We start from the raw sequence: 22,679 nt of genomic DNA on the forward strand, positions 1-22,679 counted from the left end.
TTCTATCTTATTTAGAATGTTATATCAATACCAAAATTGAATACCTTTTGAATAGGATACCAGGAAGCTCCGTCTCCGGATTTCGTTTCCGGATCTATATCCACATCACCCAGTTTATCAAAAGTCAACAGATTCAGACCTTGTACATAGATACGTGCCTGTTGCACATGGAATTTACGTAATAATTTGGGTGATACATTGTAACCAATTTCCACATTCTTAAGACGCAGGTAGGAAGCATCATACAAAAACAAACTACTGTTTCCATTCTTGTTGTTATCATGTGTTCCATAATGCAATGCCGGATATTTGGCAGTAGCAGCCGTTTCCGGTGTCCAACGGTCCAGATGCATTTTCTTCACACGTCCGATCTTATCTTGTTCAAATTGCGGGAAGTCAAATACAGCAGCCCCATTCAACAGAATAGATGATTTTGTCGCACCTTGCAATAATACACTAAAATCAAAGTTCTTATACTGGAAACCGAAAGGAATACCGAACATCAGTTCCGGACTACGCGGATTTCCCATTGCTGTACGGTCTTCATCATCAATCACTCCGTTACGATCCAAATCCTTATAAACAACATCTCCCGGAATTAATTGTCCCCACGGCTGATAACCGATCTTGTTCAAACGGTCAGCCTCTTCCTGATCGGCTACAAAATGATCGAACACATAAACGAAGTTTTCGTATAAACGTTTACCGGTTTCTTTACGCCAGGAGTTCTTGCGGGCAACTTCCGCTTTATATTCCAAACGGTTGCGGGAGAAAGTCAGGTTCGGACGAATATAGTAACGGAAATCCTTTCCAATCTTATCATTCCAGCTCAATTCGATATCCACACCGCGGTTGCTTACTTCACCCAGATTCTGTAAAGCTGCATCTTTACCTACAATATCCGGATATCCTATGATACCGTCACTATTCATATCTGTAATAATGTCAAAACGATATTCATAAAATGCATCTATCGTCAATGCCAAACGTTGGTTCAGGGTAGTAAAGTCAATACCGACATTCAGTTTACGGGCTTTCTCCCAAGTCAGATTCGCATTAGCCAGATTACCTTCGGAAGTACCGCCTACATTCGTACCAAAGTTATTACCGAAATCATAACCACTGCCACCACCGTAGAAAGCCAGATATGGGAAACGGCTGCTGACATTGTCACTACCTACCAAACCATAGGAGGCTCTTACTTTCAGGAAGTCAATCCAGGAAGCCTTTTTCATAAATTCCTCTTCAGAGACTACCCAACCGATTGAACCAGCTGGGAAGAACCCGTAACGTTTGCCCGGAGTGAAGTTTTCGGAACCATTGTAACCGAAGTTAAATTCCATCAGATACTTCTGATTATAATAATAAGCAAAGCGTCCGGTGATACCCTGGCTATGATAAGCCAGTTCATTGTTAACAGTACGGTTACCACGGTTTGCCAATAACATGGCGGTCACTTCGTGGCGGTTGCTAAACAAACGGTTGTAATCCAAACGTGCCTGTATATAAGTACGTCCGTCAGAAGCGTTATGACTGAATCCGTTGCCAATAGTCTGGTCAATATCATATTTGTTACCCGTTTTATAAGCACCCGTATAGTGTCCGCCTGCCATATAAGCATCCGAACCTTCGATTGGCATAAACGTCGCATATTTCGGATATTCACGATAACCGTCTTTGTAAGTATCCAGTTTGCGATTAATCCAGCGTCCTTCAGAAGCATCATAAGAGAACATCACTTCCGCTTTTAATCCTTTCGTCAGAAATTCCATATCCAGATTCATGGCAAAACTACCATTCAGATACGTGTTCTTTTCATTCAGATAACCGGTACGGCTCAATTCACCCAGAAGATTGTAACGGTAGATATTGTCACCATAAAGCATTCCACGAGGATTTTGCTGAATGTATTCCTCATTCTGCGGATGCGCATTTTCTTCCACCAGGATGGGCAGATATGGAGGCTGGGTAGCACAGATGGTCATCAGGCGACCGGCTGTTGTACCCGGTGCATTACGGTCGGTAATACGGGCCCCCAAATCCAAACGGGTACTCAAATAACGATTAATGTTGATATCGATGTTCGAACGGAAGTTGTAACGGGTGAACTTGGTTTGCGAGTCATATTCACCGGCATTCGAATATTTGTAGTTACCGCCTTGTGAAAAGTAATTGGCCAATACATAATAACGTACCTTGTCCGTACCTCCACGGATGGAGAGGCTGACATCTTCCTGCAAACCGGGTTTGAAGGCAAAATCATAATAATCCCAGTCATATCCCAAACCATCGGAGTTGTCTCCTTTCGCACGGCGGAAATTGTCAATCGCCTGTTGAGAGAAAAGGTTCAAACTGCTGATGTCTGCGCCCGTCATCTTGGCATCGTTCAATCTGGCTTCATTATATAAAGTTGCATAATCGGCAGAGCCTAAATATTCGGGGAAACCGATCGGCTGGTTAATACCGATAGAGGCTTTCAGGTTCACGGTTGCCTTTTCCGCTGCCTTACCACGTTTGGTAGTAATAACGATTACACCATTTGCACCACGGATACCATAAGCGGCAGTGGCCGAAGCATCTTTCAGGATAGTGAATGTTTCAATTTCATCCGGTGCGAGGTAACTCATGTCACGTTCGATTCCATCGACAATGACAATGGCACTCTGGTTACCGTAAGTTGCCTTACCACGGATAAACAATTCACTTTGATCCACACCCGGTTCACCACCCGCATACTGGTTTACAATCAACCCCGGCAGACGTCCGGCAAGCGCATTGTTGATATTGGCAGTAGGACTTTGCGTCAGATCTTTTGTCGTGATGGTAGCAACAGAACCGATCATCGTTTCTTTACGTTGTTTGGTATAACCTACCACAACCACTTCCTGCAAGGCTTTCGTATCTTCCTGTAGTAAGACAGTCAGTTCCTTCTTTGCACCGGGAACAATTTCCTGCGGCTGGTAACCCAGGTAAGAAAACACCAACGGAGCTTCCGCATAAGGCAGTTTCAATGTAAACTTACCATCCATATCTGTAATCGTACCTGCATTGGCCACCCCTTTCACGACAACAGACACACCGATCAACGGGTCATTTGTCGTCTTGTCCAATACCGTACCCGACACTGTTATTTTATGGTTTTGTGTGGTCTGCACCTTTGCCGTTCTTCCCGTTTGCGCCACACCCTGCAAAGGTATACCTGCAAGAAGAGTGCAAGAAACAGCCACCAGACAAATATTTCTTTTTATATGTATCATCTTTCTTTTCGATTTTCTATGTGTAATAAATCAATCTTATTCCTCTGCTTTCTTACCGAAATCCGGTCCGACCCAGTTGGCCTTTTCCGTTGCTTTACCTTGCACCCAGTCTTCATAACGGGCACGGATTTCAATCATTGTTGCTCCCGGGACTTCCGCATTCAAGGAAATTGTCAGGCGATCTTCCCTGTTGTCACGATTACCGAAGGTCGGTGCTTTTGCCCAATCGTACTCCCACACATAATAGCCTTCGGGATGAGCCAACGTCCAAAGCACATCAGAACAGCTGCGCAATGCAGCGATAAACTTATTCTTGGTCTTTTCCGGATAAAGGCTGTTAGTCGGCTGTTTCACCATATCCAGGAAGTAACGGACAAATATTCCACGGAATAAAAGATTATCTCCCGAATTTCCTTCACCACTGAATACCGGATAGTTGGAATCCATCTTCTTATTCACCTGGTAAGAGCCGAAAGCAACCGCATTACGAAGATATTCATCCTCACCGGTAGCGTTGTACAGCTCCAGGGCAGCCGCCATAAATGTTCCCTGATTATAAGACAAGGCTACTTTATCAGGATCTCCCGGTGTTCCGTCATCTTTAATACTAAGATTATCATATACCTGTCCGGTGGAAATATCACACAGATAAGCCGTCATCCAGTTGTATACCTCTTTGGCGAAGTTCAGGTAATAAGCAGCCTGCTCTTCCCAGCCATCTTTAGCCTCCTTAACGGTAAGTTGATACAATTTCATAGCCAGAAGGCAACCGGGACCATTGGAACAAGACATACGTGAAGCCGGCGCATCCGTTTTCCATGCCATTCCTCCTACCCCTTTATAGTCATTCTTCGCTCCCTTGATATGGTTCCACATCTTCATCAACGCACTGTAGTAATCCTGATCGCCAGTCAATTCATAAACCCGCAGACAAGACAGTGCCATCCATTCCATATCATCATAGAAGTTATTCCAGAAGTCTTTGCCACCATAACCGCAATGTTCATTCCAGTCATCAAAAGCCGGCAGGAAAGGTTTCATGATGTTTTCATACAAATGAGCTTGATATTCGGGATTGTTTGCGTGACGGATATAAGCATCGATCACGATGTCCAATGCATGTCCCTGCGACCATCCGCCGCTACCGCCCGTGCTTGCCGGTTCTCCGGTTTCCGGTGTATTCGGTTTTTCCCAGTAAATGCTTCCGCAAAAGGTATCCCGTCCGCTGGCATTCTCATAGAAATATTTGATATAAGTTCCCGTACTTTTGTCGGCTGCATCTGTCCAGTTCACATCCGACACATATTCACCGGATGAATTACCTTTGTAGATGTCTCCCAGATCGCCGTCGTCACAAGCTGTAAATATTGCCAGTGCACCGCTTAACAACAAAGCTCTTTTTGATAATGATACTATATAGTTCTTCATATTATTATTCAGTTTTAATCTTCATTCGTTTCCGAAGCTACCCAACGGTGGGTGTACGTTCCAAACTCTGCATTGAAATAGAGGGTTACATCGGTTTTCACCGTAGCATAATAGACATTTCCCTGCTTTTCACCCCATTGCAGTAATTCGTCGCAGAAACGGAAACTGTAATCCCATGGATCTGTGCCCAATGCCAGCTGATATAAATTATAATAGCTGTTGTCGGTAGTCAGATTCGGTTGCCCTTTATCTTTCTCCTTATGTCCCCAACGGTAGGTTGTTCCGTTGATTTCCATCTTAAAGCTATGACGGGTTTCACCGCTTCCTGCCCAACTTTCCGTTTGTTTCCGGGCAGTATAATTCTTCACACCCCATTTGCCATATCCCAGATAGTTGAAATCCTGTCTATACCCACCCGAATGGTTATAAAGATATACAGCTCCTATTTCATCGTAACTGATCGTTTGTTCACCCATATTGATGGTAATCCGGTAGATGCCTGATTGAGGAACCGTAACTGTATAGTCTTCACCATCATTACGCTCACGCAACACTCCGTTGTCGTCTACATAATAATAGCATTTGCGACCTTCTACAGTAGACATAAATATAAATGGCTGGTCGGCTTTCAATTGAGTGAAAGTCTGATAGATTCCTTCATTCTGACGGAGCATTTGTTGTGCTTCCGCTTCATCACCATCATCTTCCGTACCCACGCCAGTGATATAAACCGGCTCGTTTTCAGAAGGCATATCATCAATGCCGTCCATCATAAAAATTACGAAATAACCTTCCAGACTACTAAGAGCCTGATCCAATCCGCAATAAGCACGCACCTTCCAACGCAGTGTGCCGTTGGTATTGCAACGGAATTTAGCCAGTTTACCTATTGTGTTTGCCTGATAATGGGTTAAAGTCAACTGTGATTCCAAACCGTTATTGTCAGAAAAGATCGTTTCTACCGGTTTGGTAAAGTCTCCCCCGATCGTATCAATCAATACTTCATAACGATATACTGTATTTCCGTGTTTCTCGGTAGGCGTCCATTTCAGAACAATATCCGTCAACGAAGCACCCGAAAGTACTACTCGCTCGCCACTAGCCATTGCATCCATTGTTCTAACAGGTTCAGGCGGAACAATCGGTTCATAATCATCCGGATCAAATCCCGGATTCAGTTTATTGTCACAAGCCGTCAGTCCGATAAGAAAAAACAGCAGGGCAAATTTGATTAGTTTTTTTGTTATCATATTGTTTCTCATATTATTATATTCCTAGTTTTAGTATGAATGAGGACATTCAATTGGTTCAAAGCGGCTCTTATCTCCATTATAAGTTGCAGGAAGTTCCGCTCCCCAGGCAGGTTTATTTTCGCTTATATTCTGCAAACAAACTTGCGCATCCAATCCGCTGCCGCCATTTCCCCAATTTTCAAAAACTGTAGTACCTCCGACACCTTTCGAGAATACCCAATATCCCATCAAGTCAGAGTGTTCTTCTGCATTAAGGATTTTGCACATATTCGCTTTAATTTCACTTTCGTCCAACGCTCTCTTCCACATCCGTGCCTGATAAACTTTGCAATATCCTACCCGATATGAATCTCCGGAACGTCCAATCAACAGTGCTTTATCATTTCCACCTACATCTGTCAGATTGAGAGATGAATTAGGGGCACAATCCTCATAAGAGTTATCTGCAGGAGTCAACGTTTCTCTCACCCCGTTTATATACATTTTATAAGCCTCTTTAGTACTTGATTTCGTTCCATCATATACAATGGCTATATGATACCATTTACCCGGAGTCTTACGTCCACCTTCCGAATCATCGCAATAAATAGTTTGCTGACTACGGAAACGGGGATCACTCTTACCATTAATTTTAGTGGCTATTTCAAAACGCGGATTCACATCCTTAGCTTCTGCACGAAGCAGGAATACACTTTCCAAACCTATAAACGATTGCATAGAACGAGTATAAGTCGGGTAGAACACAACCTCAAAAGTAAGCTGATTCATACTTTTCACCTCTGAATGTGATTCGGCATACTTTTTAATATCAATTTTAAAGCATACGTCATATTCCATACGATAACATACCGGATTCACATAAACTGGTAACGTCAATTTCTGACCTGCCGCATCAGACAGTTCCAGTGTGGTAGTCCCGAGCTTCTTTCCTGTTAGTTTTAACTTGGTAGCCCCGTCTTCCGTAATCAATTCAGCGGTTTTCAAATAGGTTTTATTATCATCCGTGAGTCGTGCCAATTTATAATCACCATTTCCTCTGGTAATAGCTATTTCAGTAGATGCCTCATAACCACCAATGATTAAAGAAGTTGCTTCATTTTCCAGTTTAAGGTTATATGGATTCACTTTCACCGCAATCTCCTCCACAGAACCTTTCTGGTCTGTCACAATCACTTTCACATCACCTCTAGCTTTGGGTTTCAAGGTAATCAGGTTCTCTTTTTCAGTAGCTTCCACAATCGTTGCATCTGTAGTAGGCTCGCCGTCTCCCACCTGATAAGTGAAACGATATCCGCCATTACCTCTCTCAATAGAGATATATTGAGATTCGGCATCCGGTTCGGCAAAAGTGGCTTCATTACTTTTCAGTGTCAAATCCACGATGTTCACTACCACAGGAATAGTGATTGTCTTACCTTTCTTATCTGTTATCGTAACATTTACCGGATCGGCTCCAGTCTCGAACTTGGCAGTCAACGGAATAACCTGTCCGGATAGTTCACCCACTTCCAAAAACTTATCAGCACCTTCCGGTATGGAAATCTGATAATCTCCGTTACCGGTCAAAATCTTCACCAGTCTCTTTTCACCGATAAAAAGGTCAAAACCTTCTTCCGGTGCATCTACCGTCAAATTCCAGAGTTTTGCTACCCGAACCAGCACTCTAGCCACTTTCTTACGTCCATCTACTATTAATATAGTGGTTTCCGTACGGTTATTTTCTTCCAACTGGCTATTTTCGGTAGCTTTAATAGTCACCTTATTACCATTGATTGTAGCCGTCGCCACGTTTTCATCAAATGGCTTCACATAATAATCGCCATTACCGGAGGTGATACTCACCGTAATTTCGTCTCCTTGTAGTAGTGTCACCGAATTATTATCGACAACCAGATCTGTTGCCGGTTTCACTTCCTGTTCTTCTTTATCATCACTGCACGATACCATAAAAAATGGAATGGTCAATGCTGAAAGAAATAAAAAACTAAGTTTCCTTTTCATTAGATTAAAGATTAATAAATTAATACTTTTCAAGTTTATCTACTTAAAAACTTCGATGAGACAAAGATAAAATCACTAAACTCTACCAAAAGAAAATTAACTATCCTTTTTTACCTTTTGGCACGGATATTTACTATATTAACACGGATATTTACTTCTTCTTTTTCTTTAAAAATTCCCGCCACAGGCTACTGCTGAACCTCTTCCAAATGTTTCATCCGAAACTCTTTTGGCGTGCACTCATACTTTTCACGGAACACCTTAAAGAAAGTAACTTTGTTCGAGAATCCCGAATCGAATACAATTTCATCAATCGTCTTTTTAGTGGTCAGCAATAAATCTTTCGCTATGTGCAAACGACATTCCTTAATCAGATCGGTCGGGCTATCCTCTCCTATCTCTTCCATCTTCCGATAAAGACTCCGGGGACTGATTGCCAGCCGATCGGCGATATAACGTGGAGTCAAATCTTTGTTCGTTATATTATCATTGATAATCTTCAAAACCGACTGAAGGAACTTCTTCGACTCTTTATGCGTCAACTTCCCGTCCGACTTTTCAAAAGAACTGATCGGCGAACTGAAATAATTCTTCAACACCTCTTTCCGTTCCATCACCTGACAGACAGAAATACGAAGGTACTCCGCACTAAACGGTTTCGTGATATACATTTCCGCACCGGCAGAAAGAGCTTCCATCTGTTGTTCCATCTCGTGCCGTCCGGAAACCACAATAATAGGAATATGCGCTGTCTCTTTCACCGATTTGATCCGCCTGGTCAGTTCAATGCCGCCCATTCCCGGCATCATGACATCACAGATAATCACATTCGGATAAACCTCATTCATCACCTGATCCAGCCGTTCAGGATCTTGCAAGGTTACCACATTGAAGTCAGCCGAGAAGATTTCTCCAATAAACCATAGCATTTCGATTTCATCATCGACAACCAAAAGCGTAGGACGCATCTTATCAAACTCATACTGGGGAAGTTTCAGTATCGATTGAGTATCTATCTTAGGGATGTATTCCGCTGTGAGCCGCTTGGTTTCCGACACTCCGGTAGTCAGTTTCACGACCGGCAAGGTTAGTGTAAACATCACCCATCCGTCAGGAGTATTTTCCACTTTCAACGTACCATTCAGCAACTTTGCCATATTATAAGAGATGGCTAGCCCCAGTCCGTTCCGTGAAAAGTTCTTTTCATCCTGATTCTCGAAATTATCCAAAATGGCATACCGATTAAAAATATACTGAAAATCCTTTTCCTTGATGGTACTTCCTTCATTTGCTACACGAAGAGCCAGCATATTTTCCCGGCTCGTATCCACTTCAATCTTGATACTCTGTCCGTCGGGAGTATATTTAAAGGCATTAGAAATCAGATTAATAATAATCGTATTCAGAAACCCTTTGTCCGAGTTCCACATCACCTGCTCGGGTATCTTGCTCAAGAAAGTGATGTTTCTGGATTTAGCCATTTCAACAAACGTTTTGGCTATTCCTTTCACAATGGAAGACACATTCAATGATTCAACCCGCACTTCCCTGTTTCCCGTTTCAATCCGACGAAATTCGATCAACTCATGAATCAGGTTGTTGAGACGCTCCGCATTCGTCTGAATCATCTGTACGTAGTCCACGACAAATTTACTAAGTCCCTTCGATGAAAGGATTCGTCCGCAAGGACCATAAATCAAAGTCAGCGGAGTACAAAATTCATGTGCGATATTAGTAAAGAAACGAAGTTTGGACTCAAAGACATTCTTTTGATGGCGTTTCTCTATCTCGTTCAGCAATTCCTGCTTTTTACGTTTGGAGCGCAGGATAAAGGAACGTATCAGCAAGGCTGCCAGTAAAAGCAGACACAGGGCATAAATCAAATAAGCCCACCAGGAAGCATACCACGGATCACCTATACGAATCACCAGAGAATAGACATCACTCTCTTTATCAAAGACACTATTGTAATATTTCACCAGTAAGGTATATTCGCCGGGAGCCATATTCGTAAAAGAGACTCCGCTTTCCGAACCATTGTTTACCCATTGGTCACTCAATCCTTTCAGTTTATAGAAATAGGTACAGTTATTACCATTCAGATAATCCACAGAGGCAAATGAAACAGAAAAGAAATTCTGGTCATACTGCAAATTCAAGACTTCAGTTTCTTTTTTCCGGGTGAGAAATTCGCCCAGATTGTATTGTTCACCGAAGATAGACAGCTTATCAAAATAAACAGGAGGCATATAAAGCTGCTCCGGACGGCCATCCGCCCGGATAGCTACGACTCCATTGATTCCGCCAAAGAACAGAGTACCAGTCTGGGAATCCCGAAAAGCGGCTCCGTCACTAAACTCTACCACCTTTAAACCATCTCCAAAACCGTATGAACGAAAGACATTCCTTTTCGTATCGAAATTGATTAATCCAAGATTGGTGCTCAACCAGAAGTCGTCGGACGAGTTTCTAAGAATTGCATGAATGGTATTATTCAGGAAACCATTCTTGGCATTGAAGAGCTGATAAGAGGTTTCCGATGTGTACTTTATCAATCCGTAGCTCGTTCCGAAAAGATAGTTATTGCTGCTGTCTTTACTGATAGCGAGAATATTATTCAGGGTCATGTTTTCGTATTTGTGAGTAGACACCGGTTCCAGGCCATTCGTCGTTTCGTTATAGCGGAATACCCCATATCCTTTATTGCCAAACAACAGGTTGGCTTCATTCTCCGCATAAATAGTAAAGAAATAGTTCGATCCCAGTTCGCCGTCATTGATGATGTAACGTTGCGCATCCACAATCACCGGATTGTCCGGTGTTCCGGCAATACGAGCTTTCACCACTCCCATGCCGACACTCGCCAGCCACAGTTCGGAATCTGCTGTTTCGTAAATGTCATGGATGTATTTGAAATCTTCGTTACCGATCCGTATTGGTATACTCTTGATACGTTTTTCCCGATATGAATAATAAGTTAATCCTTCTTCGTCTCCTATCCAAAGCAAATTCCGGTGGCTCTTGGCAAAACAATAAACGGCATTACTACTCAAAGCACTATTAGAGGTAGTCAACACCTCTGCCCGACAGTCGGAGATGTTTTTATCGAATTCGTAATCATAGATTTTAAGAATTCCGTTTCCTTTGGTTCCCACCCAGAAAGTACATTCATCATCAAGATAGATGGCACGCACGGGGCGTTCTATTTTCTCGGTGTAATTGCTAAGCACCATTGATTTGATAGAATAAAGCGGGTTCGAATAAAGATAAACGCCCTGTCCGTCAGTACCAATCCAGACAACATCCTGAAAACGGTCTTTCTTGAGACAGAATACACCGCTGTTGATAGGTAACGACTGAATTTGATAATGATCCGTCTCCTTCTGTTTTTCCAACAGGAGAATGCCATCCATCAAAAAGCCCACAAAATAGCTGTTATGATAATGAACAATGGACGAAATTTTGCCACGTTCCTGTATTTCCTTACCTAGATTGGCAATAAACTCATTCTTCTGGGTCGGAATATGGAAAGCATAGAAATTAAATTCCTTGTCTATGTAATAAAGAGATTGCTCGTCATTGAAACAATAAATCAAGGAAGTCTGATAAATCAGGTTCGTTTTCTGGGGTAACAGGGTGATATCTCCCGATGCGGCTTCCTGCTGTATATCATAACAGCGGTTATATCCTTTCATGACTACCCACATCCGGTTGTTACCGTCGATAAAGAAGTTTACGATATCGGAAATCGGGATTCCCGTGATATTGATTTTCTTGAAGACTCCTTCTTTTTTATGATAATAATAAATGCAGTTACTATCCTGGATAATGAACAGATTACCATGACTATCTTTATTCATAAAGAAGAGTTTCTGAAATTCATTATAGTGAGTGATTGTATTGGTTTTCCGGTTCAAACGGTTCAGCCCATAGTAGGTTTGAATCCAGTAAACATCTTCGCCCGTATACACAATATTGTCAATCAGATTACCAGATAAGTAATCCTCTTTGTCACGAGTCTTAAATTCCTCAATCTCCTGTCCATCATAAATATTCAGTCCGTCGCAGGTCCCGAACCACATCAATCCACGCTCATCCTGGCACAGAGATGTAATCGAACTATTAGACATATACTCTTTATCTGCAACTTGCTTCAAATTATAAGCATAAGCGTTATGTATCAACAGATTAAGAAAAAATAATAGAATATAAACCGACTGTTTTCCCATAGTGTATTATTCTTAGATTTGCTATATGACAAAGGTAAACAAAAAAACATTCCGAGCTTTTTTTTGACCGGAATATAAGTAAATTTCCGTGCCAGAGTAGTTAATTTTAGCGACAAGAGGCGATTTAACCTCTCTATTACTAGAAGCACATTCCTTTTCTCCCTATTTTCGTCGTAGAAATTATTTTCAAATCTATAAATTCATTTGTTCATGAAAACACATTTTTCATTTAAACACTTGCTATTTCTTGGAGGTGCCGTGTTGTACAGCCTGCAATCTTCTGCCGTTAAGAATCCGGTAGACTATGTCAGCACACTGGTAGGCACTCAATCCAAGTTTGAACTGTCTACCGGAAACACGTATCCGGCTACGGCATTGCCGTGGGGAATGAATTTCTGGACACCGCAGACCGGTAAAATGGGAGACGGTTGGGCGTACACGTATGATGCCGACAAAATCCGGGGATTCAAACAAACACATCAGCCCAGTCCCTGGATGAACGACTACGGGCAGTTTGCCATCATGCCTATCACCGGCGGACTGGTATTCGATCAAGACCGACGTGCCAGTTGGTTCTCTCACAAAGCGGAAGTTGCCAAACCTTATTATTATAAGGTGTACCTTGCCGACCATGACGTAACAACCGAGCTTGCTCCTACAGAGCGCGCCGTCATGTTCCGTTTCACGTATCCGGAGACAAAGAATGCCTACGTGATTGTAGACGCTTTTGACAAAGGTTCTTATGTGAAAGTGATTCCGAAAGAAAACAAGATTATCGGCTATTCAACCAAGAATAGCGGCGGTGTGCCGGAAAACTTCAAAAACTACTTTGTAGTTCAATTCGACAAACCGTTCACATTCGTTTCCACAGTTTCCGAAAACAACATTCTTCCGAATGAGATCGAAGCGAAAGGAAACCACACAGGTGCGGTAATCGGATTCGCCACGAAAAAGGGAGAAATCGTACACGCACGGGTTGCTTCCTCCTTTATCAGTCCTGAACAAGCGGAATTAAATCTCAAAGAGCTGGGCAGAAACAGTTTCGACCAATTGGTAACGAACGGAAGAGACGTGTGGAACCGTGAAATGAGTAAGATAGAGGTGGAAGACGATAACATTGATAACCTGCGCACCTTCTATTCCTGCCTGTACCGCTCCATGCTTTTCCCACGTAGCTTTTACGAGATAGACGCTAAAGGAGAAATCATGCATTACAGCCCCTATAACGGTGAAGTGCGTCCCGGCTATATGTTTACCGACACCGGTTTTTGGGACACGTTCCGTTGTCTGTTTCCTTTCCTCAACCTGATGTATCCGTCGATGAACCTGAAGATGCAGGAAGGTTTGGTAAACGCTTACAAAGAGAGCGGTTTCCTGCCGGAATGGGCTAGCCCGGGACATCGGGATTGTATGGTAGGCAACAACTCGGCTTCCGTAGTGGCCGACGCTTACATCAAAGGGTTGCGCGGGTATAACATCGAAACTCTTTGGGAAGCATTGAAGCATGGAGCAAATGCACATCTTCGCGGGACTGCTTCGGGGCGTCTCGGTTACGAGTCTTACAACCAACTGGGATATGTTGCCAACAATATCGGCATAGGACAAAACGTTGCACGTACATTGGAGTATGCTTACAACGACTGGGCAATTTATACATTAGGCAAGAAACTCGGTAAACCGGAGAGCGAAATCGACATTTATAAGAAACACGCGCTGAACTACAAAAATGTCTATCACCCGGAACGCAAACTGATGGTTGGCAAAGACAACAAAGGCGTATTCAATCCGAATTTCGATGCAGTGGACTGGAGCGGTGAATTTTGCGAAGGGAATAGCTGGCACTGGAGCTTCTGCGTATTCCACGACCCGCAAGGACTTATCAACCTGATGGGAGGCAAGAAAGAATTCAACGCGATGATGGATTCCGTCTTTGTCATCCCGGGTAAACTGGGAATGGAAAGCCGCGGCATGATTCACGAAATGCGTGAAATGCAAGTAATGAACATGGGGCAATATGCGCACGGCAACCAGCCTATTCAGCACATGGTATATCTCTACAACTATTCGAGCGAGCCCTGGAAAGCTCAATACTGGATACGTGAGATTATGAACAAACTATATACCGCCGGTCCCGACGGTTATTGCGGTGACGAAGACAACGGACAGACTTCCGCCTGGTATGTATTCTCCGCACTCGGTTTCTATCCGGTTTGCCCGGGAACGGATGAATATATCATTGGAACCCCACTCTTCAAATCAGCGAAGTTACATTTGGAGAACGGAAAGACCATCACGATCAAGGCAGATAACAACCAGCTTGACAACCGCTACATCAAGGAAATGAAAGTAAACGGGAAATCACAAACCCGTAATTTCCTTACACATGACCAGCTGATTAAAGGTGCTAATATTCAATTTCAAATGAGCCCCGTACCCAATAAACAACGGGGAACCACAGAAAAAGATGTACCTTACTCTCTTTCATTTGAATAAAATATTGTACTTTTGGAGATCAATGAATTATCTACCAAACAAACTATAAAAACATGAAACTGAAAAACCTTTTACTAATTGCCCTTGTTGCGATCGTCTTTTGCGGTTGTCAAAGTAACTATCAGCCTACTTCTATCACCGTTGCCTCCTACAATTTGAGAAACGCCAACGGTGGCGATTCAATCAACGGAAACGGTTGGGGACAACGTTACCCGGTCATTGCCCAAATAGTGCAATACCACGATTTCGATATTTTCGGCACGCAGGAGTGCTTTATTCATCAACTGAAAGATATAAAAGAGGCATTACCCGGTTATGATTATATCGGTGTAGGTCGCGACGACGGCAAAGAGAAAGGTGAACATTCTGCTATTTTCTATCGCACAGACAAGTTTGACGTGATAGAGAAAGGTGATTTTTGGTTGTCGAAAACTCCCGACGTGCCGAGCAAAGGATGGGATGCCGTGTTGCCGCGTATTTGCAGTTGGGGACACTTCAAATGCAAAGATACCGGCTTCGAATTCCTTTTCTTCAACCTGCACATGGACCATATCGGCAAGAAGGCACGTGTGGAAAGTGCATTCCTCGTGCAGGACAAGATGAAAGAACTTGGCAAAGGCAAAGAGCTTCCGGCCATCCTGACGGGAGACTTCAATGTCGACCAGACCCACCAGTCTTATGATGCTTTTGTGAGCAAAGGGGTGTTGTGCGACTCTTACGAGAAGGCCGGCTTCCGCTATGCTATCAACGGCACGTTCAACGACTTCGACCCGAACAGCTTTACGGAAAGCCGTATCGACCATATATTCGTTTCTCCGTCTTTCCAAGTGAAAAGATATGGTGTGCTGACTGATACTTACCGCAGCATCGTAGGCAAGGGAGAAAAGAAGCAGGCGAACGATTGCCCGGAAGAAATCGACATCAAGACTTATCAGGCGCGCACTCCTTCAGACCATTTCCCCGTAAAGGTGGAACTGGAGTTCGACCAGCGTCAGCAGAAATAATCTTTGTATCTAGTTATAACCTGAAAGTTTCACCACACAACCCGATATTCCTATGAGAAATATATGTTTTGTAGCCTGTATGTTATTTTGCCTTACTTCCGCAGTGGGAAAGACACCGGGAAATACCCGTTATCTTTCTATTGCCGACTCGATTCTATCTAATGTATTGAATCTCTATCAGACGAATGACGGACTACTAACAGAAACGTATCCTGTCAATCCCGACCAAAAAATTACTTATCTGGCGGGCGGAACGCAGCAGAACGGAACGCTGAAGGCTTCTTTTCTATGGCCGTATTCCGGGATGATGTCGGGTTGTGTGGCTTTATACAAAGCGACCGGAAACAAGAAGTACAAAAAGATTCTCGAGAAAAGAATTCTACCGGGAATGGAGCAGTATTGGGATAACAGTCGCTTGCCGGCCTGTTATCAGTCATACCCCACCAAGTACGGGCAGCACGGACGTTATTATGACGATAACATCTGGATTGCACTGGACTATTGCGATTATTACCAACTGACTCACAAGCCTGCATCTTTGGAAAAAGCCGTTGCATTGTATCAATATATCTACAGTGGATGGAGCGATGAGATAGGCGGTGGCATCTTTTGGTGTGAACAGCAGAAGGAAGCGAAGCATACTTGTTCCAATGCACCGTCTACTGTGCTCGGTGTCAAGTTGTACCGGCTGACGAAGAATGCCAAATACCTCAAAAAAGCAAAAGAGACGTATGCCTGGACAAAAAAGCATCTATGCGACCCTACCGACCATCTTTACTGGGATAACATCAACTTGAAAGGGAAAGTTTCCAAAGAGAAATACGCCTACAACAGTGGACAGATGATTCAGGCGGGTGTATTGCTCTATGAGGAAACGGGAGATGAGCAGTATTTGCACGATGCACAGCAGACAGCCGCAGGAACAGATGCCTTTTTCCGCACAAAAGCCGATAAGAAAGACCCGACTGTCAAAGTACATAAAGACATGGCCTGGTTTAACGTGATCTTATTCAGAGGACTGAAAGCTCTGTATAAGATTGACAAGAATCCGGCGTATGTCAATGCGATGGTGGAAAATGCGCTTCACGCCTGGGAAAACTACCGGGATGAAAACGGATTATTAGGCAGGGATTGGTCGGGACATAACAAGGAGCAGTATAAATGGCTGCTCGACAATGCCTGTCTTATTGAATTCTTTGCAGAGATTTAACACTTCTTCTCCGCAACACTTTCATAATCAATACTAATCAACAAAAAAAGACTATTACCATGAATATAACTAAAGCCTTTTGTTTGTCCATAGCACTCTTGGGCGCTAGCAATATGCAGGCTATAACGAACAGTGATTTTGTCATCCAACAAGATAATACCAAAATCAACAACTATCAGACGAACCGTCCGGAAACATCGAAACGTCTGTTTGTCTCACAAGCTGTGGAACAACAGATTGCGCATATCAAGCAACTGCTGACGAATGCCCGCTTAGCATGGATGTTCGAAAACTGTTTCCCGAACACACTGGATACTACTGTTCATTTTGACGGTAAAGACGATACGTTTGTTTATACAGGTGACATCCACGCCATGTGGTTGCGCGATTCGGGTGCACAAGTATGGCCTTACGTGCAACTCGCCAACAAAGACGCAGAACTGAAAAAAATGCTCGCCGGCGTTATCAAACGTCAGTTCAAGTGTATCAATATCGACCCGTATGCCAATGCTTTCAACATGAATTCCGAAGGCGGCGAATGGATGAGCGACCTTACGGACATGAAGCCCGAACTGCACGAACGCAAATGGGAAATCGACTCGCTCTGTTATCCTATCCGTCTCGCTTATCATTACTGGAAGACGACGGGAGACGCCAGTATATTCTCCGACGAATGGCTTACAGCCATCGCCAAGGTTTTGAAAACGTTTAAGGAACAGCAACGAAAAGAAGATCCGAAAGGTCCTTATCGTTTCCAACGCAAAACGGAACGTGCACTCGATACGATGACCAACGACGGCTGGGGTAATCCTGTAAAGCCGGTCGGACTGATTGCTTCTGCTTTCCGTCCTTCGGATGATGCTACAACTTTCCAGTTCCTCGTTCCGTCCAACTTCTTTGCTGTAACTTCATTGCGCAAAGCTGCCGAGATTCTGAATACAGTCAACAAGAAACCTGATTTAGCTAAAGAATGTACTACACTGTCGAACGAAGTGGAAGCAGCCCTGAAAAAGTATGCGGTTTACAATCATCCGAAATATGGCAAAATCTATGCTTTCGAAGTAGATGGTTTCGGCAACCAACTGTTAATGGATGATGCCAATGTGCCGAGTCTCATTGCCCTGCCTTATCTTGGAGATGTGAAAGTGAACGATCCTATTTATCAGAATACCCGTAAGTTTGTATGGAGCGAAGATAATCCTTACTTCTTCAAAGGTACTGCCGGCGAAGGAATTGGCGGTCCGCACATCGGATATGACATGATTTGGCCCATGAGTATTATGATGAAAGCATTCACCAGTCAAAACGACGCAGAAATCAAGACCTGCATCAAAATGCTAATGGATACGGATGCCGGAACAGGGTTCATGCATGAATCTTTCCACAAGAACGACCCGAAGAACTTTACTCGTTCCTGGTTTGCATGGCAAAATACGCTATTCGGAGAACTAATCCTAAAACTCGTAAATGAAGGAAAAGTAGACTTACTGAATAGTATCCAATAGTCTTCTATTATGTTTTTTATTGTATTCCCGCTTATGAGATAACTGTTTCTAACCTTGAAGCTTACGCTTCCAAAGTAGTTTCAAGGTTGAAGAACTTTAGTTTCACGCCTTTGAAACCACAGTTTCAAGTAAGAGAAACTAGAGTTTCTCACCGATGAAACTAAAGTTTCCCGCTGACGAAACAAAAGTTTCAAGCAATAGAACTTTTAGTTTCAAGTACTGAAACTCTCTCTTCCGTAATAGTCTGATAATCCTTGAATACCGCTCCGGATAGAAAAATAAGTGCCCACATAGCAGAGAAACAATAAAATCCTTGCTTTCACAACAAGGTGACAGCAAAGTTGTCGTCACCTTGCCGTCACATCATGCTGTCACACTGCAGTATATTTATAATCAATCATTTATGCCCAATCAGGTGACAGATGACAGCATTTTATTTATTTTCCAATTTATATGTAGGGAGTATATGACTCCTAAAAAATAAATGACCCATATAATATGAACAATATGAAATCAACTTTTTTATTCCTACTTACTACAACCATGATGACCTGTACTGCCTACGGACAGTCTTCCAATCATAAAGAGAACAAATTACCCGATTGGGCTTTCTGTGGTTTCGAACGTCCAAAGAATGTCAATCCGGTAATATCTCCTATAGAAAACACTAAGTTTTACTGTCCATTGACCAAAGATTCTATTGCGTGGGAATCGAACGATACATTCAATCCGGCTGCTACACTCTACAATGGTGAGATTGTCGTGTTATACCGTGCAGAGGATAAATCAGGTGTCGGTATCGGACACCGGACTTCCCGCCTCGGTTATGCCACTTCTACCGACGGCACACATTTCCAACGGGAAAAGACTCCTGTATTCTATCCGGATAATGATTCACAAAAAGAGTTGGAATGGCCCGGCGGCTGCGAAGACCCACGAATTGCCGTAACCGATGACGGATTATATGTAATGATGTACACCCAATGGAATCGCCATGTACCTCGCCTGGCAGTAGCGACCTCCCGCAACCTAAAAGACTGGACAAAACACGGTCCTGCTTTTGCCAAAGCATTTGATGGAAAGTTCTTCAACCTGGGTTGTAAGTCCGGCTCTATCCTGACCGAAGTTGTTAAAGGGAAACAGGTTATCAAGAAAGTCAACGGGAAATACTTTATGTACTGGGGAGAGGAGCATGTATTCGCAGCTACTTCCGATGACTTAATCCACTGGACACCGATTGTCAACATTGACGGCTCCCTAAAAAAGCTGTTTTCTCCCCGTGACGGCTACTTCGACAGCCATCTCACCGAATGTGGGCCTCCAGCTATCTACACTCCGAAAGGAATTGTCCTTCTTTATAATGGTAAGAACCATTCAGGAAGAGGTGACAAACGCTATACCGCCAATGTCTATGCTGCCGGACAAGCACTCTTCGACGCCAATGATCCTACCCGCTTTATCACCCGTCTCGATGAACCGTTCTTCCGTCCGATGGATAGCTTTGAAAAGAGTGGGCAATATGTGGATGGAACCGTATTTATAGAAGGAATGGTCTACTTCAAAAACAAATGGTATTTGTATTATGGTTGTGCTGACTCCAAAGTAGGAGTAGCCGTTTATGATCCGAAACGACCGGCAAAAGCTGATCCGCTTCCATAGTTATAAAAAGAGTCTTGATTACATTCTTTTTTAAAGGAAAGATGTAATCAGGACTAACTTATTTCTTAAAACTATATTCCCCAAAACGGCTGAAAACAGTAAGTTCTTGTTAAGGATTTGCTTTTCAGCCGTTTCTAGTATAAAATAAAGCTTTCCGAAGCAGAATTAAATGCTACAATCGGAAAGCCTTATAATACCTATTGAAAACTGAATTGAATATTGAGAACCAGCTTTATTCTTTCATTGTCGGAGGCTTCTTCCTCCTTTCAACAATTAGCTGTCTTTTATAAGTAAGCCATCTTTATCCATTTATCTTATTCAAAACAACCGGTCTGTTTGCCGGAGCCTTACCAAAATTCTTATTAGGCTTTTTCCCCATTACAAACTTCAATGTGCTGCCATTTATTATATCCTGATAAGTGATATAACTCTTATCATAAGGCTTGCCATTCAAATACACTTTCTGGATATAGATATTTTCTTTGCTGTTATTGGGTGCTTCTACAGTAAAAGTGTTACCACCACGTACCTTCACTTCTACTTTCTTAAAACAAGGGCTACCGAAAACAAATACACCATCCGACGGGTTCACCTGATAGAGTCCCATAGATGAAAGAAGATACCAGGCAGACATTTGGCCACAATCCTCATTACCGATGATACCGTCCGGCTGGTCTGTGTAAAAATCGCTCATGATAAAACGAACCTTTTCCGCCGTTTTCCATTGTTCACCGGCATACGCGTAAAGATAAGCAACATGATGGCTCGGTTCATTTCCATGTGCATATTGTCCGATCAATCCGGTTATGTCGCTCGATGCTTCTTCCCCCATACTGTCGGTATTGGTAAAGAAACCATCAAGCTTCGTTGTAAAAGGTTTGTCACCTTCAAACAAGGCAATCAGCCCATAGGGGTCTTGTGGAGCAAAGAAAGTATATTGCCATCCGTTTCCTTCACAGAAATCTCCAACAGTATGGATGGAACGTGCCGGATCGTAAGGAGTACGCCAAGAGCCGTCTTCCAGTTTCGGACGAATGAAATGGATAGAAGAATCAAAATAGTTCTTGTAATAATGAGCACGTTTTGAGAATGTTTCAGCATCTTCTGTCTTTCCCATCTTACGTGCCATAGCGGCAATTCCCCAGTCGTCCACTGCATACTCCATGGCTATGGAAGTAGCTTCATGAACTTTGTCGGCAGGGATATAGCCTTTTTTGACTACATAAGGTACTCCTTTCTGCTTTTCATAAGTAGCTGTAGCTATCATTGCTTGCAATGCTTCTTCCGCATCGAACCCGGTAAATCCTTTCAGATATGCATCGGCAATCACCGGCACGGAGCTATACCCCGGCATCTGATCGGTCTCTCCACTCATCAAAGGCCAGATAGGGAGTTTGTCCTGCTGACGATAGATGGAAATCATCGAATTGACTACATGGTCAACCATTTCAGGTTGAGTAATAGTCATCAAAGGATTTAATGCACGGTAGGTATCCCATAAAGAAAGAGTCGTATAGTTGGCTTTCTTCGGGTCTGTGTAAATCATGTCATTCATCCCTCTATACTCTCCATTCACATCGCAAAAAAGCGTAGGGGCAATCATAGTATGATAATGGGCGGTATAGAATACACGTTTGGAAGCCTCATCATCAGTCTCTACTGTCATCTTCTCCAGTTGCTTATTCCATCGGTCGGCACTCATATCCACCACCTTATCAAAATCCCAGTGAGTAAGTTCGGATTGCAGGTTCATCGCTGCGTTGTCACAGCTGACAGAAGAAAGAGCGACTTTTATCTTCACTTCTTTCACGTTGCCAAAAGTAAGGACACTCTTCACCGATGCCACTTTCAGTTGGTCCCAAGGTTGCGGAGCATTATCGTCATAGGCAGTAAACTGCTCTATCTTCTTATCACTTTTCAACACAAAATAAACTTTGCGGGAAGGACTCCAGCCTCTCACATAACGATAACCCTCTACTGTATAATCATCTACCTTACGGATATAGCTGTCGTAAGCATTCGATCCGTTTCCTTCACGTAAGTCGATTAATATGGAAGCCGGTTTTCCTTCAGGATAAGTATAACGATGGAAGCCTACACGATCTGTAGCTGTCAACTCGGCTTTGATATTGTAACGGTCGAGAAGCAAAGAGTAATATTCGGGACGGGCGATTTCATTCGCATGAGAATATCTGGAAGCATACCCATCACGTATATCATCCTGATTGCCTCTGGGAGTACGGATCTCATTCAATGGCATGATGAGAATATCACATAAGTCAGTACAGCCCGTACCGCTCAAATGGGTATGTGAAAAGCCAATTAAAATACTATCGGAATAATGATAACCCGAGCACCAGTCCCAACCTTTATGGATATTGGTAGGACCCAGCTGTACCATTCCATACGGAACACTCGTCCCAACAAAGACGTGTCCATGATAACCGGATCCGATATACGGATCGACGTACTGCAATAATCCTTCACTTTTTGAATAGTTCTGTTGCGCTACTCCATTTCCCGCTGTAAGCAAGACACAAGAAGTAAGTGCAAGTAGTTTAAATGCCTTCATTCGTATTTTTCTTTGGTATGATTGAAAATTATAGTTAGCGAATGATGCAAATATACTACCTATTTAGG

At 43.1% G+C, this 22,679-nt stretch carries 11 protein-coding genes; 5 read left to right on the top strand and 6 right to left on the bottom strand.

Annotated features, from left to right (window positions below):
- Positions 1 to 11 precede the first annotated feature (11 nt).
- From BSCG_RS10800 to BSCG_RS10780, 5 genes are all read right to left on the bottom strand, one after another.
- A complete protein-coding gene (locus BSCG_RS10800; protein WP_032849581.1) occupies positions 12 to 3,257 on the bottom strand; it encodes a SusC/RagA family TonB-linked outer membrane protein in 3,246 nt (1,081 codons plus the stop codon).
- A 36-nt stretch (positions 3,258 to 3,293) separates the two neighbouring features.
- Positions 3,294 to 4,685 (bottom strand): glycoside hydrolase family 76 protein, encoded by a 1,392-nt coding sequence (locus BSCG_RS10795; RefSeq protein ID WP_004299916.1) that lies wholly within the window; start codon positions 4,683 to 4,685, stop codon positions 3,294 to 3,296.
- A gap of 14 nt (positions 4,686 to 4,699) precedes the next feature.
- Positions 4,700 to 5,947, bottom strand: coding sequence for a SusE domain-containing protein (locus BSCG_RS10790; protein WP_004299915.1), 1,248 nt, complete (start codon positions 5,945 to 5,947; stop codon positions 4,700 to 4,702).
- Between the two features lie 18 nt (positions 5,948 to 5,965).
- Positions 5,966 to 7,939, bottom strand: coding sequence for a LamG-like jellyroll fold domain-containing protein (locus tag BSCG_RS10785; RefSeq protein WP_032849582.1), 1,974 nt, complete (start codon positions 7,937 to 7,939; stop codon positions 5,966 to 5,968).
- 188 nt (positions 7,940 to 8,127) lie between these two features.
- A complete protein-coding gene (locus BSCG_RS10780; protein WP_004313033.1) occupies positions 8,128 to 12,168 on the bottom strand; it encodes a response regulator in 4,041 nt (1,346 codons plus the stop codon).
- 210 nt (positions 12,169 to 12,378) lie between these two features.
- Here BSCG_RS10780 and BSCG_RS10775 point away from each other — a divergent pair, with 210 nt between their 5' ends.
- The 5 genes from BSCG_RS10775 to BSCG_RS10755 all read left to right on the top strand — a co-directional run bounded on the left by BSCG_RS10775 (position 12,379) and on the right by BSCG_RS10755 (position 20,039).
- Positions 12,379 to 14,661, top strand: coding sequence for a GH92 family glycosyl hydrolase (locus BSCG_RS10775; protein WP_004313032.1), 2,283 nt, complete (start codon positions 12,379 to 12,381; stop codon positions 14,659 to 14,661).
- Between the two features lie 53 nt (positions 14,662 to 14,714).
- Positions 14,715 to 15,665 carry an endonuclease/exonuclease/phosphatase family protein gene (locus tag BSCG_RS10770; RefSeq protein ID WP_004313031.1) on the top strand — a complete coding sequence of 317 codons (951 nt, stop codon included), beginning with the start codon at positions 14,715 to 14,717 and terminating at the stop codon, positions 15,663 to 15,665.
- A 52-nt stretch (positions 15,666 to 15,717) separates the two neighbouring features.
- A complete protein-coding gene (locus BSCG_RS10765; protein WP_004313030.1) occupies positions 15,718 to 16,875 on the top strand; it encodes a glycoside hydrolase family 76 protein in 1,158 nt (385 codons plus the stop codon).
- A gap of 59 nt (positions 16,876 to 16,934) precedes the next feature.
- The gene (locus BSCG_RS10760) at positions 16,935 to 18,380 is read left to right on the top strand and encodes a glycoside hydrolase family 125 protein (RefSeq protein WP_004299909.1); all 1,446 of its coding nucleotides are present in this window, start codon (positions 16,935 to 16,937) and stop codon (positions 18,378 to 18,380) included.
- A gap of 498 nt (positions 18,381 to 18,878) precedes the next feature.
- Complete coding sequence (locus BSCG_RS10755) at positions 18,879 to 20,039, top strand: glycoside hydrolase family 130 protein (RefSeq protein ID WP_004313028.1); 1,161 nt, start codon at positions 18,879 to 18,881, stop codon at positions 20,037 to 20,039.
- A gap of 301 nt (positions 20,040 to 20,340) precedes the next feature.
- Here the strand turns inward: BSCG_RS10755 and BSCG_RS10750 are convergent, their stop codons facing one another.
- Positions 20,341 to 22,611 carry a GH92 family glycosyl hydrolase gene (locus BSCG_RS10750; protein WP_004313027.1) on the bottom strand — a complete coding sequence of 757 codons (2,271 nt, stop codon included), beginning with the start codon at positions 22,609 to 22,611 and terminating at the stop codon, positions 20,341 to 20,343.
- Positions 22,612 to 22,679: the final 68 nt, after the last annotated feature.

The organism is Bacteroides sp. 2_2_4, assembly GCF_000157055.1.
Lineage (GTDB): Bacteria > Bacteroidota > Bacteroidia > Bacteroidales > Bacteroidaceae > Bacteroides > Bacteroides ovatus.